Annotated in this window: 15 protein-coding genes; 14 read left to right on the top strand and 1 reads right to left on the bottom strand. The window is 56.2% G+C overall.

What is annotated here, in order from left to right:
* The first annotated feature begins 35 nt into the window (after positions 1-35).
* The 4 genes from C7820_RS14275 to C7820_RS14260 all read left to right on the top strand — a co-directional run bounded on the left by C7820_RS14275 (position 36) and on the right by C7820_RS14260 (position 5,507).
* A complete protein-coding gene (locus tag C7820_RS14275; protein WP_076168781.1) occupies positions 36-581 on the top strand; it encodes an OsmC family protein in 546 nt (181 codons plus the stop codon).
* Positions 578-1,918, top strand: coding sequence for an LLM class flavin-dependent oxidoreductase (locus tag C7820_RS14270; protein WP_116231431.1), 1,341 nt, complete (start codon positions 578-580; stop codon positions 1,916-1,918). The genes C7820_RS14275 and C7820_RS14270 overlap by 4 nt, the downstream gene beginning before the upstream one ends.
* A 252-nt stretch (positions 1,919-2,170) precedes the next feature.
* On the top strand, positions 2,171-3,076 hold the full coding sequence (locus C7820_RS14265) for an AraC family transcriptional regulator (protein ID WP_181909030.1): 906 nt from the start codon (positions 2,171-2,173) through the stop codon (positions 3,074-3,076).
* A gap of 91 nt (positions 3,077-3,167) precedes the next feature.
* Positions 3,168-5,507: a X2-like carbohydrate binding domain-containing protein gene (locus C7820_RS14260; protein WP_181909029.1), complete on the top strand. Its 2,340-nt coding sequence runs from the start codon at positions 3,168-3,170 to the stop codon at positions 5,505-5,507.
* A gap of 103 nt (positions 5,508-5,610) precedes the next feature.
* Here the strand turns inward: C7820_RS14260 and C7820_RS14255 are convergent, their stop codons facing one another.
* A complete protein-coding gene (locus C7820_RS14255) occupies positions 5,611-6,543 on the bottom strand; it encodes a carbohydrate deacetylase (protein ID WP_181909028.1) in 933 nt (310 codons plus the stop codon).
* Between the two features lie 301 nt (positions 6,544-6,844).
* Between C7820_RS14255 and C7820_RS14250 the strand changes: the two genes are divergently transcribed.
* The 10 genes from C7820_RS14250 (at position 6,845) to C7820_RS14205 (ending at position 15,613) form a co-directional block, all read left to right on the top strand.
* Positions 6,845-7,747 carry a hypothetical protein gene (locus tag C7820_RS14250; protein ID WP_116231427.1) on the top strand — a complete coding sequence of 301 codons (903 nt, stop codon included), beginning with the start codon at positions 6,845-6,847 and terminating at the stop codon, positions 7,745-7,747.
* A gap of 63 nt (positions 7,748-7,810) precedes the next feature.
* On the top strand, positions 7,811-8,569 hold the full coding sequence (locus tag C7820_RS14245; RefSeq protein ID WP_116231426.1) for an ABC transporter ATP-binding protein: 759 nt from the start codon (positions 7,811-7,813) through the stop codon (positions 8,567-8,569).
* Entirely contained in the window at positions 8,538-9,281 is a 744-nt protein-coding gene (locus tag C7820_RS14240) for an ABC transporter permease (RefSeq protein WP_116231425.1), read from the top strand. Before C7820_RS14245 ends, C7820_RS14240 begins: the two co-directional genes overlap by 32 nt.
* Positions 9,282-9,293: 12 nt before the next feature.
* On the top strand, positions 9,294-10,757 hold the full coding sequence (locus C7820_RS14235) for a sensor histidine kinase (RefSeq protein ID WP_116231424.1): 1,464 nt from the start codon (positions 9,294-9,296) through the stop codon (positions 10,755-10,757).
* Positions 10,754-11,446 (top strand): response regulator transcription factor, encoded by a 693-nt coding sequence (locus C7820_RS14230; protein ID WP_116231423.1) that lies wholly within the window; start codon positions 10,754-10,756, stop codon positions 11,444-11,446. The genes C7820_RS14235 and C7820_RS14230 overlap by 4 nt, the downstream gene beginning before the upstream one ends.
* Positions 11,447-11,619: 173 nt before the next feature.
* Entirely contained in the window at positions 11,620-12,144 is a 525-nt protein-coding gene (locus C7820_RS14225; protein ID WP_116231422.1) for a DUF2269 family protein, read from the top strand.
* Between the two features lie 16 nt (positions 12,145-12,160).
* Positions 12,161-12,694, top strand: coding sequence for a DUF6220 domain-containing protein (locus tag C7820_RS14220; protein ID WP_116231421.1), 534 nt, complete (start codon positions 12,161-12,163; stop codon positions 12,692-12,694).
* Positions 12,695-12,886: 192 nt separating this feature from the next.
* Entirely contained in the window at positions 12,887-13,225 is a 339-nt protein-coding gene (locus C7820_RS14215) for a DUF3870 domain-containing protein (protein ID WP_076169587.1), read from the top strand.
* 530 nt (positions 13,226-13,755) lie between these two features.
* Entirely contained in the window at positions 13,756-14,580 is an 825-nt protein-coding gene (locus C7820_RS14210; protein WP_116231420.1) for a M55 family metallopeptidase, read from the top strand.
* Positions 14,581-14,680: 100 nt separating this feature from the next.
* Positions 14,681-15,613, top strand: a complete 933-nt coding sequence (locus tag C7820_RS14205; protein ID WP_076168749.1) for an ABC transporter permease — start codon at positions 14,681-14,683, stop codon at positions 15,611-15,613.

Below are 15,613 nucleotides of genomic sequence, written 5' to 3'. Positions count from 1 at the left end.
ATGGCGGAAAAAATCAGTGGGAGGCGAAGTCCAATATGGCTGATCTGAATGAGTATTTGAAGCAAAAGAGGAATGCGCTGCTGCTCCGGCGAGCAAAGGCCGAAGCGGAGCCGGCGCAGGCCGTCAACACGCTGCGTGCCAAAGTGTCGGCCAAGGGAAGAAGCGGGGTGCGCGAAATCCGGATCCGGGATTACCGGGTGATCAGCGACAGTCCGCCTGACTTCGCCGGCTATGACCTGGGGCCTTCGTCACCTGAGCTTCAGCTCGGCGTGCTCGGCAGCTGCCTGACGCATATTACGCTCATTCAAGCCGCGGAACGCGAGGTGTCCCTGCACAGCCTGGAAGTTGAAGTGGAGGCGCAGATGCATCCGCTGGCGGGAAGACCCGGATACGAGCATATTCCTATCTACCCGCATGACATCCGCTACCGGCTGATCATTGAATCGGACGAAAGCGAGGAGACGCTGCAGGCGCTGCACGAGGCTGTCGAACGGGTCTGCCCGATTTTCAATTTGCTCCGCGATCCCCAGGCGATCGAAGGCGAGCTGGTCCTCAGCCGGCCGGAGGAGGCTGTACGATGACCAAAAGGCAATTAAAGCTGGGTGCAAATCTCAATGGTGTCGGCAACAGCATTTCTTTCTGGAGGCATCCCTCTATCCCCACCGATGCGAGCGTAAGCCTGGAGTTTTACAAGCAGCAGGCGCTGAAGGCGGAAGAGGGGAAATTCGATTTGCTGTTCATCGCAGACGGTTTGTACATTAACGAGAAATCCAATCCTCATTTTCTGAACCGGTTCGAGCCGCTGACCCTGTTGTCCGCCCTGTCGGCCGTGACGACGAATATCGGCCTCGTAGCCACCCTGTCCACGTCCTACAGCGAGCCGTTTACCGTAGCCCGGCAGTTCGCTTCCATCGATAAATTAAGCGGGGGTAGAGCGGGTTGGAATGTGGTCACCTCGCCGCTGGAGGGCTCTGCGCTCAATTTCGGCAAGGGAGAGCACCCCCAGCATTCCCTGCGGTACGAAATCGCCGAGGAACATGTGGAGGTCGTCAAAGGGCTGTGGGATTCCTGGGAGGATGACGCGTTTGTCGGGGATAAGGCGGCAGGGGTATTTTTCGACCCGTCCAAGCTGCATACGCTGCACCATCAAGGCAAGCACTTTTCCGTGCAGGGGCCGCTCAACATCGCACGGTCAAAGCAGGGGCATCCGGTCATCTTTCAAGCCGGATCCTCCGAGTCCGGCAGGGATTTGGCGGCCCGCACAGCGGATGCGATTTATACCGCGCACGAGACGCTGGAGGAGGCACGCGCTTTCTACCAGGACGTCAAAGGGCGAGCCGCATCGTACGGCCGCAAGCCGGAGGAGCTGCTGATCTTCCCGGGAATCGGGCCGATCGTCGGCCGCACTGAGGAGGAGGCGGAGCGGAAATACCGCGAGATTGCGGAGCTCGTTTCGATCGATCAGGCGCTGAATTACTTGGGACGTTATTTCGACCATTTCGACTTTTCGCAATTCCCCTTGGACGAGCCGTTCCCGGACATCGGCGATTTGGGCAGCAACAGCTTCCGCAGCACGACGGACAAAATCAAGCTAGAAGCCAGGGAGCAGGGGCTCACGCTCCGCGAAGTGGCGCTGCGGGCTTCGACCCCGCGCACCTCGTTTATCGGTACGCCGGAGCGGGTCGCCGACCTGATTCAGGAATGGTTTGAAGAAGGGGCGGCCGACGGCTTCAATGTCCGAACCGTCGTACCGAACGGATTGGCCGATTTCGTCGATCTCGTGGTGCCGATCCTTCAAGCGCGGGGGCTGTACCGGACGGAGTACGAAAGCGATACGCTGCGCGGGAATCTCGGACTGCCTGTCCCGGCCAACCGGTACGCGGCTCAAAACCTCGCCAAGGCAGTCCACGAAGATTAGTCGTCATTGCACACCGCTAGGCTTGACTGCCATTTGCGCACTGATAGTACCTTCCACCGTTTGCAGCCGTTTCATTGCAGGATATCTACTGCCGATTCGTTCGGTTCACCGCCATGGGCTTAGGAGAAGAAGATGCTTTCTTCTCCTTTTTTGCCGTTCCTTCTAAATCCATAACAAAACACCTGTATCGTCCCCAGAAGCGGGTTTATGCTATTAAACGAACCTTAAACCTACGGATGAAGGGGGATGAGCATGGATCCGAATCACCAGCAATTCATGAGCCGGCAGCTGGCCCAGCTGCGCGTTCAGCTGCTCCTTGCCAAGAGGTCCGTCTGCCATGCCGGTTGGCAGCGGCTCCGGTTTACCCCAACGTACGACAAGCTGTATTACATATGCGACGGGGAAGGGTGGCTTCAGGTCGGCCGCAAGCAGCTTCGGCCCAAGCCGGGGGAGCTGGTGCTGATCCCGGGCGGATTGGAACAATCGTATTCGGTGACCGCCGGACCGCCGTATACGAAGTATTGGTGCCATTTTCGGTCTAATGTCCCTTTGAGGCGGTTGTTCCATTTGTACGGCCTTCCGCATGCCGTTTGGGCAGGGGATTCCGCCGATCTGAGCAGCAGCTTCCAAGAGCTGGTAGAGCACCGGGCGAATCCTGGACCCGCCGGGCCTCTCCGGATTCAATCCGCACTGCTGGCGATCATCGCCTTCTTTATGGAACGGGCCCTGCGGTTTCAGCGGGCGAAATACGCCTCCGTCTCGCCAAGGGAACTGATGGAGACGCTCCATTTTATCGACCAGCATCTGTCGGGGGAGCTTACGATCGACGAGCTGTCCCGCCAGGCGCATTTCCACCCCAACTACTTTATCCGGATGTTCAAAAGGCACCTCGGCATGACGCCGATGCGCTATATTCAGGAGCGAAGGCTGGAGCATGCGCAGCAGCTGCTGGAGACGCACGATTTGGCGATTACCAAAATCGCCGGCCTGAGCGGCTTTAAGGACTTGTCCCACTTCTCCGCGGCCTTCAAAAAAAAGTACGGCGCTTCCCCTACCGAATACCGGAATCTGCTGATGAACGGCCATGCCGACCTCATGCCTGCAGGACAGTCTGACGTGCCCGAACCAAGTTGTTTGTTTGAGAACAATTCAGGTTAGGCTGATCCCTTTCGGCTCCTCTTGTAAGCGCTGTATGATGAGGAGAACCGCCGGCAACCGGCGGAATCCGGGCAAATGTGAGGTGGAGTTCATGAGAATGGTCGCCGGCTTGAAAATGTTGATGGCGATTGGCGTGATGTTCGGCAGCGGCGTGTCTGTTCCTTTGGTACATACAGCAGCTGCCCCTGCTCCTGCGAAGCATCCGGCCATGCTGTATGTGGCCAAAAATGGCAGCGATGCCAATGACGGATCGAAGCAGAAGCCTTTTGCGACACTGGAAAAAGCCAGGGATGTCATCCGCGGAATGATCCGGAATCACACGCTCCCCGCAGGCGGGGCTTCTGTCCTGATCCGCGGCGGAGAGTACCGTCTCAGCCAGACGTTTGAGCTGAACGAGCAGGATTCGGGCACGACGGATGGGCCGATTACGTACCAGGCCTACAATGGTGAGAAGGTGAGCCTCGTCGGCGGGGATACGCTGAATCCGTCGCAGTTCCGCCCGGTATCCGATCCTGAGGTGCTGGGCAGAATTCCGCAGGAGGGCCGGGGCAAAATCGTCCAGCTGGACCTGAAGTCCCTTGGCATTACGGATTACGGTGAGCTGGGGAACAATCTGGCCGTCGCCCCGGAATTATGGGTGAACGGCAATGCCATGACGCTGGCGCGGTGGCCGAACGCGGGTTTCACAACAGTCGATCAGGTCGTCGGCAAAGCGGACGAAGCGGCCGGCAAGGGCTACACCTTTACGTTCAAGGATGAGATGCCGCATGCCTGGCAGTCGTTCCGGGATGCCTGGATGCTTGGGTATTGGGGGAATGACTGGTTCACCAACGACCTGCAGATCAAATTGATCGACCAGGCGCAGAAGCGGATCGAAACGTTCAAGGGCAGCAGCTATGCGATGAAAGCCGGACAGCGTTTCTATTTCTACAACGTCCTCGAAGAGCTCGACCGCCCGGGTGAGTGGTATTTGAACCGGGAGATCGGCATGCTGTACTTGTATCCGCCGGCCCCGCTGAATAGCATCAAAATCCAGCTGTCCGCTTTCACGCAGGATATGATCCGGATGGATCACGTATCGAACGTGACGTTAAAAGGGATGACTCTGGAAGTAAGCCGGGGCAACGCGATCACGATGACCGGCGGCGGCAGCAACCTCATCTCTCATATGGAAATCAGCAAAATGGGCGGCTACGCAGTCAAAATCGACGGCGGGCAAAATAACGGCGTATCCGGCTGCAGCATTTACAGCATGGGGAACGGGGGCGTCATCCTGAACGGGGGAGATGCCGCCACGTTGACGGCTGCCGGGAATTACGCGGACAACAACGACATCAGCAACTATGCGCGGATCAAATTGACGTACGCCTCGGCCGTGGAAATCAACGGGGTCGGCAACCGCGTGACGCATAACAAGATGCATAATGCTCCCCATTTTGCCATTCAGTTCCGGGGGAACGACCATACGATCGCGTACAATGAGATTTACGACGTGGTCAAGGAAACGGCCGACGCCTCAGCCATCTACTCGGGCAGAAGCTTTGTATGGCGCGGCAATGCCATCAATTACAATTACATCCACGACATCAAGGCCAGCAATCTGCGGGTGTCCACCGCGGCCATTTATCTGGACGACTATATGAGCGGTGTGGAAATGCGCGGCAACGTCATCGCCGATATCGGCAAGCAGGCGTTCAAGCTGGCCAATGGGCGGGAAAACGTCGTTGAAAACAACCTTGTCATCAACGCCGGAAATGCGATTGCATTTATGGCGCGGAACTATAAGCCGGGAGAAAAGAATTACGACTCGCTGATGGGCAAGTTCGATCAGGTCCCTTATCAAGGCGAGATCTGGAGCAAACGCTACCCGACGCTCCCGGACATCTTGAACGATGAGCCGCTCCTTCCGAAGCGGAACGTGGTGCGGAATAATGTTTTTGTGGGCAGTGGGCCAATCACGGGAGAGGTCGAGCAGAACATGGCACTGGGGACATTTGAGAACAACATCTCAGTTGGCAAGCTGACTGAACTGGTTCCGGTGGACGGAACGGCAGGCGGCCTGCAGCTGAAGCGGAATGCCGAGACGCTCAGTCGGATTCCGGAGCTTAAAAGCATTCCATTCAGCGAAATGGGGCTTCAGGCATCAGGCCTGCCTCCGGCGCAGTCGGCTGTATCGGCAGCGACCGCGGCTTACGTCCGGGGCGGAGACCAGGCTGAATTTCAGATGAGCCTGAACGGCAACCGGCTGGTATCGGTCCAGGATGAATCCGGGAAGTTACGTAAAGGGACGGATTACACACTTGAAGGATCTGCCCTTGTGCTGCAAAAGGCTTATCTGTCGCAGATTCCCGACGGACCGCAGCCGCTCCGGCTGACCTTCAGCGCAGGCAACGATGCGTTTGTGACGGTGGACGTCCACCCGCAGCCGTGAGGCATTCCAAGAGAATGCAGAAATGAACTGCTGAATCCTTTTGCACATTCCCTGAGGTTTATCATGCGATGGAAAGCCCTCCACATGGAGGGCTTTCGGCATGTTACGGCAGGGTAGGCTTCCCGGAAGGGGACCCGGGAAGCCTGCGCCGGCGCTTATGGTTTGCATGCCTGCCGGTTTGCTTGATCGACGACCGCGATCTCCTTTTCGCTAAAGAGCTTCGCGGGACGGCGGTTTTTTTAAGCGGGGCTGCGGATGAAACTCCGTCATCGGATAAAACGGGGCGCTCCCTCACGGCGTTAAAATTCACCGGTTCAATGGAACAGGCTTGCATCGTCCAAGCAATTTCGGGATTGGTAAATACCCGAAGCTCGCGCTCCCGGATCTCTGTCCATTCGGACAAGCCCCGCAGTACGTCATCCACGTAACCGGGATGACACATAATCTCGGTAATCCCATCCGGAGCAGAGCGGATATAGCGCAGCAGCCGCTGCAGGCCTTCGCTGTCGCCATAGGTGTCCAGGAGGACCCGGTCTGTCATCTTCAGAGCAGGCGGGGAAAGATGAGGATGTTCAATCTGCGATCTCCGGAGCGGGATCCGGTGCCTGCACGCCAGCTCAGCCATCACTCGGTAGATCACAGGGTCGTCCTGATGCAGCAGCTGATGTGAATCCAGGTGTGTGGGGAACAGGGACGTCTCCAGGAACCGGTTCCACTGGGCATCCAGTTCGGCGGCAACATCGGCGGCATTCCGGCTGCGTCTGATTTTACCGTCAAGAAATACCCCATTCTCTCTCACCAGCGAAGGGACGGCAGCCGGGTCCGACAAGGGCCGTCCATATGTCAGGTTAAAATGCAGCCCGACGCCGAGACCGGGCAGCGAGCGTGCTGCATGCACAGCGTCCGCCAAACCGGGCATATTGACCATCATCGAGGTGCTGGTGATTCCACCGGCCCGGTATGCCTCAATAATGCCGCGGTTCACGGCAGGTGACAGGCCAAAATCGTCCGCATTGATAATGACTTGCCGGTTCATCGCAGCGCACTCCCTCCATCGTTCATAGAATCTGGCCATAAATAACCGATGATACAGCTTAATGCGGTACGCAGGCGTTTGGAAACGTACGGACGCCCGGCCGGGAAGGTTTTCCCGCATCGTGCCGGGACAGCGGTGACCGGGAGCATTTTTATACTTTTTTTAGATTTGGTTTAGAGGCGTTTTAGAGACGGGGGATAAGATGGTGATTAGAGGGCCAGGGCGAGTCCGCTCCGAAGGCGGACGGCAGCTGCCATCCCGGGACCTGGGCTTTCTAATTCTTGAAACATTGGAGGATATGATGAGAAAAAAATGGTTGTCGGCTGGAGCGGTTGTCGGGCTGGGCGCGGTTATGCTGTTCGCAAGCGGGTATTCCGTCATGGCGAACACATCCGGATATGAAGCTTACAAATCAGCGTTTACGCATACGAAGGGCGCTGACAGCATGGCTTCCCATGTCGTATGGAGTTTGAGCGATAACGGTACGGAGGTGCTGTCCGGTACGGCGGACATGAAGATCAATCACGCCAAGCAGGCGATGAGCATGACGGCGGTGGTAAACGACGGTACACGGACACATACGATGCAGACTTACAGACAGGACGGCAAGATGATTCTAAAGAGCAGTGATTCGGAAGTATATCGGGTGATGGACCAGGCGCCAGAGTGGCAGCATGACGGTAAAGCGGCCCAAATGCCGCAAGCCGCGGAGCAGGTAATGGAAGCGCTGATGGGGAACATCAAGGATTTGGCGACAGTGGAGACGGGCAGCGACGGTACGAAGGAGGCGGAGCTCCATTTATCGGGCAGCCAGATTCCGGCCGTGGTGAATGCCGTAGGCTCACTCATCGCTTCCAAGGCCGGCAGCGCGGATGGCTGGAATCACGGTGCGGCGGTTCAGGGTCATCTGCCGGCCGGAAATTCGGAATGGAAGGTGAATCTGCCGAAGCTGACGGATGAGATCAAGGTGGAGCAGGTCGATCTGGATGCCAAAATCGGCAAAAACGCTGCCTTGGAAAACCAATCGGCGGAAATCCGGGTTACGGGGAAGGATGCGGCAGGAGCAGCGCATGTGCTTACCTTCCAGCTGAACGCAGGCTTCTCGGGGTATGACGCAACGACGCCCGACCGGGTCGATCTCGCGGGTAAACAGACCGAGAAGGTCGATAACCGTTGGGAACGAAACGGCTGGCATCGTCACTAAGCAGGAAGGCGGCCGGACAGGAGAAGGTCCGGCCGCCCTTTTTTAGAAGGAGGGATTGAACGCATGAACAGCGTACTTGAAGTGGAGGGAATCACCAAGCTTTTCCGTAACCACCGCGGGGTCAAGGATGTGTCATTTACCGCCTCGGAGGGCGAAGTATTCGGATTCATCGGACCCAACGGCGCGGGTAAGACGACGGTGCTCAAAATCATCACGGGCTTAATCCAACCGGATCGGGGAAACGTCCGGATCATGGGGTATGATATCGCGGAGCGTTTTGAACAGGCCGTCAGCCATGCCGGGTGTATCATTGAGACCCCGGAAGCTTATGAATACATGAGCGCCCGCGATAATTTGAAGCTGTCGGCACGGTTTTACAGGGATCTGCCGGCAAACCGGATTGACGAAGTATTGGAGAAGGTCGGTCTCAAGCCATACCGCCATGAACGGGTGCGCGGCTTTTCGCTGGGAATGAAGCAGCGGCTGGGGCTGGCTTCGGCGCTGCTGTCCGCTCCGCGGCTGGTGCTGCTTGACGAACCGACGAACGGTCTGGATATCGAAGGGATGGCCGATTTTCGCAGCACGGTCCGGCAGCTGGCAGACCAAGGAATCACCTTCCTCATTTCCAGCCACCTGATCCACGATCTGAGCTTGATCGCGGACCGCGTCGGCGTGATGCGTGAGGGTCATCTGATCAGCCTGGGAAGGGAAGACGAGTGGAACGGGGCAGGCCTGTCGCTGGAACAATACGTCACCTTTAAATTGCTGGAGTCCAAGGAGGGGGAGCGCGATGCACAGCTTATACGCCAATCTGCTGAATGAAACGGAGAAGCTCTGGCGGCAGCGCCGGACGAAGGGTTTCCTGCTGTTGGCTTTGATCCTTCCGGTCGTTACTGTGCTGCTGTCCAGCCTTCTGAAAATGAGGGCGGGCATGCTGTTTGGACTGGAGGGAAGCCTCCCGGTGGCCATGCTTCACTTGTTCACCTTTGCGATCATTCCGCTCTACATGGCGGCTGCGGCGGCCCACTCGTTTGCCGGGGAGGTGGCGGCCCGCACGATGAAGCTGGTTCTGCTGCGGCCCGTTACGCGTGCCCGGGCGTACGCGTCTAAAGTGATCGCCATCGCGGTGTTTGCCGCCCTATGCCTTGGCGTGCTCTGGATCGCCTCAACCGTATCGGCGTGGGCGGTCGGGGGAACGGCAGGCGGCATGGCGGACAGCCTGAAGGCGTACGCCGCTTCCTTTGTGCCGATGATGGCCATCGGCCTGGTGTGCGTATTTATTGCGCAGCTGTTTTCGTCCGGAACCAGCGCCTTAATGACCATCGTGCTGATCTATGCCGCGGCCAAAGCACTGCCTTTGCTGCTGCCACAGCTGTCTGCCTGGTCCGTCTTTTCCTACACACGCTGGGATGTGCTGTGGACCGGCAGCGGGGCGCCGGCGGGTATATTGCTCAATACGTTTCTCCTGCTGCTGTCTTATATTATAATGGCTTATGCGGCGGGACTCATGATGTTCGCGAGAAAACAGCTCTAAGGAGATTGGCCCATGTCCATCAAAACAAGACTTTTGCTTTCTTATATTGCGATGACCTTCATCCCGGTCTTTCTGTTCGCTGTGATTGCCGGAGGGCTGTATACGGTATTGTTCAAAAACATCGGGGAAGGCCGCGGCACCCCTGCCATTTGGGAAAAGGCAAGCCTTCGCGGCGAAATGGCCGCCGGCCTCAAGTTTATGATCCAGACCGAACCCGATCGGTTCGCCGATCCTTCCTTCGTAGCCAAAGCGGACGAACAGCTGACCCGATTGGATGCGGGAATCGTCGTAACGGAAGACGGCCGGATCACATATGCCTCCGATCTGCTCCGCGGCGTCGATGTGGAGAAGGAAATCCAGAAGTGGCAGCCGGCGATGTCCTGGCACCGCTGGGGAGCGAAAGGAAGCGGCCGGTTCTCCGTGGAGAAATTCGATGTCGCGTTCAGCGGCCAGCATACGGGAGCGGTCTACGTCTTGACGGATATGAGCACATTTTTTGCGGAAGCCAAAAAGTTATTCCCGCTGATGATGCTAACCCTGCTTCTGGTCATCGGATTGACCAACGGGCTTCTGACCTACTCGGTCTCCCGGAGCCTGATCAAGCCGCTGTATGCATTAAAGCATGCCGCAGAGCAGATCAAGGACGGGGATCTGAGCCACGAAATCGCGCTGAAGCGCAAGGATGAGATCGGGGAGCTGGGGGAGGCGTTTGAAGAAATGCGAAGCCGTCTGAGCGAATCAATCCGCCTTCAGCTGCAGTACGAGGATAACCGCAAGGAACTGATCGCGAGCATCTCCCATGACCTGAAGACGCCGATTACCGGCATCAAGGCTTGCGTGGAGGGCCTTCAGGACGGGATTGCCGATACCGACGCGATGCGGGATAAGTATATGGGGATGATCGCGAAAAAGACGGAGGATATGGACCGGCTGATTGAAGAACTGCTGCTGTTCTCGAAGCTGGATCTGAAGAAGCTGCCTTTTCATATGGAGCCGACCGATCTGAAGGGATATGTTACGGACTGTGTTCAGGAGCTGCGGCTCGATCCCCGGATGTCCGGCGTGAAGATCGAGTGTGAGCTGCCTGATAGGGAGCACGTTCAGGTGAAGGCGGACCGCGAGAAGCTGCGCAGAGTGATCCTGAATATTATCGATAACAGCCTGAAGTATTTGGATAAGGCGGACAAGGAGCTGTCCGTAAACCTGAGCGACGGGCCGGATGAGGCTGTGATCCGGATCAAGGATAACGGCTCCGGGATTGATGAAGCGGCGCTGCCGCATATTTTCGACCGTTTCTACCGCGCCGAGCCGTCGCGAAATACGGATACCGGCGGGAGCGGCCTCGGACTTGCGATCGTTAAGCAAATGGTCGAGGGCATGGGAGGCAGAGTCTGGGCAGAGAGCCGTACCGGCGAAGGAACGAGCATTTATTTTGCGTTGCCAAAGATGACAAGAGATGGCGGTGAGCGGGCGTGAAGCGCATTTTGATCATTGAGGATGAGCTGGTCATTGCGGAAGTGGAAAAGGATTATTTGGAGGCGGGCGGATATGCCGTCGACGTCGCGGCAAGCGGGGATACCGGCCTGAAGATGGCGCTGGAAGAGGAGTACGATTTGATCATCCTCGATTTGATGCTGCCGAAGGTGGACGGATTCGAAATCTGCCGCCAGGTCCGCGAGGCGAGGAACATTCCGATCCTGATGGTGACCGCCCGCAAGGAGGATATCGATAAAATCCGGGGACTCGGCCTCGGTGCGGACGATTATATTACGAAGCCCTTCAGCGTAGGCGAGCTTGTGGCACGCGTCAAAGCGCATTTGTCCCGCTATGACCGGCTGACGTCGGAGCACCGGCGGGAGCCGAAGAGCGAGCTGCGGCTGCGGGGAATCCGGATCGACCAGCTGTCCCGCAAGGTGTTCGTGAACGAACAGGAAGTGCTGCTGACCTCCAAAGAGTATGATCTTCTGCTGTTCCTGTGCAACCACCCGAACCGGGTATTCAGCAAGGACGATCTGTTCGAACGAATTTGGGGACTGGATGCGATGGGGGATAACGCCACCGTCACGGTGTATATCAGCAAATTAAGGGAGAAAATCGAAGCGAACCCCTCCAAGCCGCAATATATCGAGACGATTTGGGGCGTGGGTTACCGCTTTAATGTATAGATGAAGATGCGCAATGGACCCTAATAACGCGTTTTGGGAAGGCCTTTACTATCGGTAAAGGTCTTTTTGCGTTTTCGAAGCCTGGAGAACCGAGCGCGTTTTTATACTTTTTTTAGATTCGGTTTAGAGCCGGTTTAGAAACAGGATCTATGCTGAAGAAGGAGGTGAATCGGATGAAAAAAATGACGGTGAAGCAGCGGAAATGGCTGCTGACCCTGCACTTGCTGTTTTCGGCCGTCATGCTGGGCACGGCTGTTATTTTCTTGTTCTTGAGCATTACGGCAGCCGTCACAGAGGATGAGGGCATATTTCGCGCATGCTACAGCATCATGCATCGGCTGTCCGAAAAAACAGTGCGCGTATCCACGATCGCAACGCTCGTAACCGGCATCATGCTGTCGGTCTGGACGCCGTGGGGATTGTTCAAATATTACTGGATCATCGTCAAGGAAATCCTGACGCTGCTTCTGGTCATCCTCGGCCCCGTCGGCATGTATTTCTGGACGCTGCAAGCGGTCCAATACGTCTCCGAGCCGGGAATGCAGGGTATCCCCAGCCCGGAATTTACGGTGAACAACGTACAGCTGTGGACCGGGATCATTCTGCAGATCGTTTCGCTGGCAGGGTTATTTATCATTTCGGTATTCAAACCGTGGGGAGCAAGGCGGGACAGAGCGAGACTCAATTTTAAAAGATGAAAGGGAGCGGTAAGGAATGGGTGGCAGGAACGAAAAGCAGGGGGATAATGAAGCAAAAGGAGGATTCGGCCCTAAGTCAGAGCCTGTGCGGCAGTTCAACTCCGGTGATGCAGGAGCTGCAACGATGCCGGTCCGGATCCGAACCGTAAGGTGGATTTACGGATTGTTGGCGGCGGGTTACCTCGCTTGTGTTGTTGTGCAGGTGTTTTTCGCCGGCCTCGGCATTTTGGTGGATCCCGGCGACTTGCAGCTGCATCGTGTCTTTGCGAACGTTTTTGAGTTTGTTCCTATTGTAATGTTTGTCCTGTCCTTCCTGGGGGATATCCGGGGTGGTCTAAGATGGTGGCCGCTCGCGCTGTTCGCCTTGACTGCGCTGCAGCACATCACCATTCAAAATGTGACAGGTTCGCTGCGTGCGCTTCACGCGGTGGATGCGCTGCTGCTGTTCGGATTGTCGGTGCATTTGGCCAGACGTTCCTGGCCTTGGCTGCTGGGTACGAACCGAGCCGGGAAGGCCAGTGCGGCAAGGTCTGAAGATATGAAAGGCTAGTATATGTGATGTTTTCTGACGCAATAAAAAATATTAAGCGCTTGCATGAACTTGGTATTTACAAAAATGTGGATCCCTTGTTAGAATAAATAACAAACCAGCTTGTCCTTGCGGCTTATAGGTCGTCCGATGCCGCCCATCGAACATCCCTATGGGTTCAGCAGGAGAGCGAGGAGACGGGGGATGCGTCAATTGTACGATAAAGACACGATCTACATCGTCGGCGATGCACAGACCTCGGTGAATAATCCGATAACCCAGCAGTACAGCGCCTTTTTTATCGGACTGGTCGTGGACACCGTCAGCCACAAAATCGTGGATGCCGCCTGTTCCTCCACGATTCCACTCACGTCGCAGTTTGTACGCTCCATCTTTCTCGGGAAGAGCATGCTTTCCCTTGAGCCGGTAGCGGAAGAGATCCGGACGAGGTATTACGGCTCTTCGCAGAAGGCGATCATCGTGGCGTTCAAGGATGCGCAGAAGAAGTACAAATCGGCGCTTTCGTCGAGGGAAACTTCGCCGGATTCATGAACAGAGCTATTCAGAACGATTCATTACCGTGTTTTTCCGTGATCCACCAATTGCATACCGCTGCTTTGTTTATCAGTATGGCGACATACGCGTAAATAAAACCCAGCAAATGACATATGCACGCCCGGGCAGCGCAGGCATATGACGTTTGCCGGGTTTTTTTCATAATATCAGAAAGTATAAACCCCAGAGCCGAAGCTTCCTGATATTGCAAGAAAAATTACCTTTAAACGCGGTCTGTCTTCTGTGAAGGTACGTCGATAGATCGTTTTCTTATAATATCAGAAAGTATTAACTCCAGAGCTATAGCTTCCTGATATTGCAAGAAAAATTACCTTGAAACGCGGTCTGTCCTCTGTGAAGGTACGTCGATCGACGTTTTTCTTATAATATCAGAAAGTATTAACTCCAGAGCCGAAGCTTCCTGATATTGCAAGAAAAATTACCTTTAAACGCGGTCTGTCTTCTTTGAAGTTACGTCGATAGACGTTTTTCTAATACCCAAATACGACAATCGGAGGGACTTGAAGATGAAATTGTACATATCCATTGATATGGAGGGCATAACCGGTCTGGTGGACGCGACATTCGTCGATTCCAGCCGCTACAACTACACCCGGGGCCAGCATATCATGACGGCCGAGGCGAATCACGTCATCGAAACCGCTTTTGAAGAAGGGTTCAGCGAGGTGATCGTCAATGACAGCCACTCGAAAATGAACAACCTGATCATCGAAAATCTCCACCCGGACAGCAAATTGATTTCCGGCGACGTCAAACCGTTTTCGATGATGCAGGGGCTTGACGGAAGTTATGCGGGAGCCGTCTTTCTCGGCTATCACGCGATGGCGGCCCGAAAGGGCGTCCTCAGCCATACGATGATTTTCGGCGTCCGGAACATGTATATCAACGACGTCTCCGTAGGCGAATTGGGATTTAACGCTTACGTGGCGGGACATTACGGCGTGCCGGTACTGATGGTGGCCGGTGACGACGAGACGGCTATCGAGGCTGAAAGTCTGCTGCCCGGCGTGACGACGGCGATCGTCAAGGAGCGTATTTCCCGCACGTCGGCGCTGTGCCTGTCACCGGAGAAGAGCGGACGGCTGCTCCGGCAGAAGATGGCTGAAGCCATTGCCGGCCGAGACCGCGTCAAGCCGCTCGTTCCGCCGGAACGCCCGCAGCTGACGATCGAATTCGCGAATTACGGGCAGGCGGAATGGGCCCATCTGATGCCAGGCACCACGATCGAACAGGGATCGCCTGTCGTCTCGTTCCAGGCCAAAGATATTCTTGAAGCGTACCAGGCTATGCTGGTCATGACCGAGTTGGCTATGCGAACATCCTTCTGCTGACGAAGGCCGCCTGTTTTCCGAAAATACGCTGTCAGGTTTATCCGAGGTAGATGGGCCCGAAAGAATGCACCATATGCCGAGTAAAGAGAGGGTGAGATTCATGGCGCAATACATTTTGAAGCGTTTCTTATCCATGCTGGTCACGCTGTGGCTGATCGTCACGGTCACCTTTTTCCTGATGCACTCGATTCCCGGCTCTCCGTTTGACCGCGACGGGAAGGAAGCAAGCGCAGCGGTCGTGCAGAACATGATGTCGTTCTACCATCTGGACAAGCCGCTGGGCGTCCAGTATTTGCTGTATCTCAAATCGCTGCTGACCTTCGATCTCGGGCCATCGATATCCCATTACCCGACAACGGTGAACACGATGATCGACCGCGGCTTCCCGGTATCCTTCCAGCTCGGCGCGGCGGCCATTCTGCTGGCGATTGCAGCCGGAATAGCGCTGGGTACGGTGGCCGCCCTGAAGCAGAACGGCATCATCGACTATATCGCCATGGTGCTGGCCGTCATCGGCATCGCGGTGCCAAGCTTCGTTATCGCTCCGCTCCTGATCAAGTATGTCGCCGTCAAATGGGGGCTGCTGCCGGTCGCTTCGTGGGGAACGTGGAAGCATGTCGTGCTTCCGGCTTTTGCTCTCTCGGTTGGGCCCATCGCCACGATCGCGCGTCTGACCCGGGCCAACCTGATTGAGGTGCTGACCCAGGACTATATGGAGACGGCTCGCTCCAAAGGGCTGTCGCCGGCGAGGATGATCGTCAAGCATGCGCTGCGCAATGCGGTGCTGCCCGTGGTGACGCTGCTCGGCGCGCTGCTGGCCAACGTGCTGACGGGGAGCTTCGTCATCGAGAAAATCTTCGCGATCCCCGGCATGGGGAAATACTTCGTGGACGGCATCAACAACCGGGATTACGCCGTCATCATGGGCACGACGGTCTTTTACAGCGCACTCCTCATCTTCATGATGTTTATTGTGGATATCGTGTACGGATTCATCGATCCCCGTATCAAGCTGCATAGAAAGGGGGCCTGA

Source organism: Paenibacillus sp. VMFN-D1 (assembly GCF_003386155.1).
Classification (GTDB): domain Bacteria; phylum Bacillota; class Bacilli; order Paenibacillales; family Paenibacillaceae; genus Paenibacillus_AQ; species Paenibacillus_AQ favisporus.
The sequence above is the reverse complement of the archived record's forward strand: the minus strand, read 5'-3'. Positions and strand labels throughout refer to the sequence as shown.

Excerpts from the sequence above, each read along its gene's own strand:
- C7820_RS14205 (WP_076168749.1), top strand. The coding sequence starts at position 14,681 with ATGGCGCAATACATTTTGAAGCGTTTCTTATCCATGCTGGTCACGCTG.
- C7820_RS14250 (WP_116231427.1), top strand. The coding sequence starts at position 6,845 with ATGAGAAAAAAATGGTTGTCGGCTGGAGCGGTTGTCGGGCTGGGCGCG.
- C7820_RS14260 (WP_181909029.1), top strand. The coding sequence starts at position 3,168 with ATGAGAATGGTCGCCGGCTTGAAAATGTTGATGGCGATTGGCGTGATG.
- C7820_RS14255 (WP_181909028.1), bottom strand. The coding sequence starts at position 6,543 with ATGAACCGGCAAGTCATTATCAATGCGGACGATTTTGGCCTGTCACCT.
- C7820_RS14265 (WP_181909030.1), top strand. The coding sequence starts at position 2,171 with ATGGATCCGAATCACCAGCAATTCATGAGCCGGCAGCTGGCCCAGCTG.
- C7820_RS14240 (WP_116231425.1), top strand. The coding sequence starts at position 8,538 with ATGCACAGCTTATACGCCAATCTGCTGAATGAAACGGAGAAGCTCTGG.
- C7820_RS14270 (WP_116231431.1), top strand. The coding sequence starts at position 578 with ATGACCAAAAGGCAATTAAAGCTGGGTGCAAATCTCAATGGTGTCGGC.
- C7820_RS14225 (WP_116231422.1), top strand. The coding sequence starts at position 11,620 with ATGAAAAAAATGACGGTGAAGCAGCGGAAATGGCTGCTGACCCTGCAC.
- C7820_RS14235 (WP_116231424.1), top strand. The coding sequence starts at position 9,294 with ATGTCCATCAAAACAAGACTTTTGCTTTCTTATATTGCGATGACCTTC.
- C7820_RS14220 (WP_116231421.1), top strand. The coding sequence starts at position 12,161 with ATGGGTGGCAGGAACGAAAAGCAGGGGGATAATGAAGCAAAAGGAGGA.
- C7820_RS14245 (WP_116231426.1), top strand. The coding sequence starts at position 7,811 with ATGAACAGCGTACTTGAAGTGGAGGGAATCACCAAGCTTTTCCGTAAC.
- C7820_RS14275 (WP_076168781.1), top strand. The coding sequence starts at position 36 with ATGGCTGATCTGAATGAGTATTTGAAGCAAAAGAGGAATGCGCTGCTG.
- C7820_RS14210 (WP_116231420.1), top strand. The coding sequence starts at position 13,756 with ATGAAATTGTACATATCCATTGATATGGAGGGCATAACCGGTCTGGTG.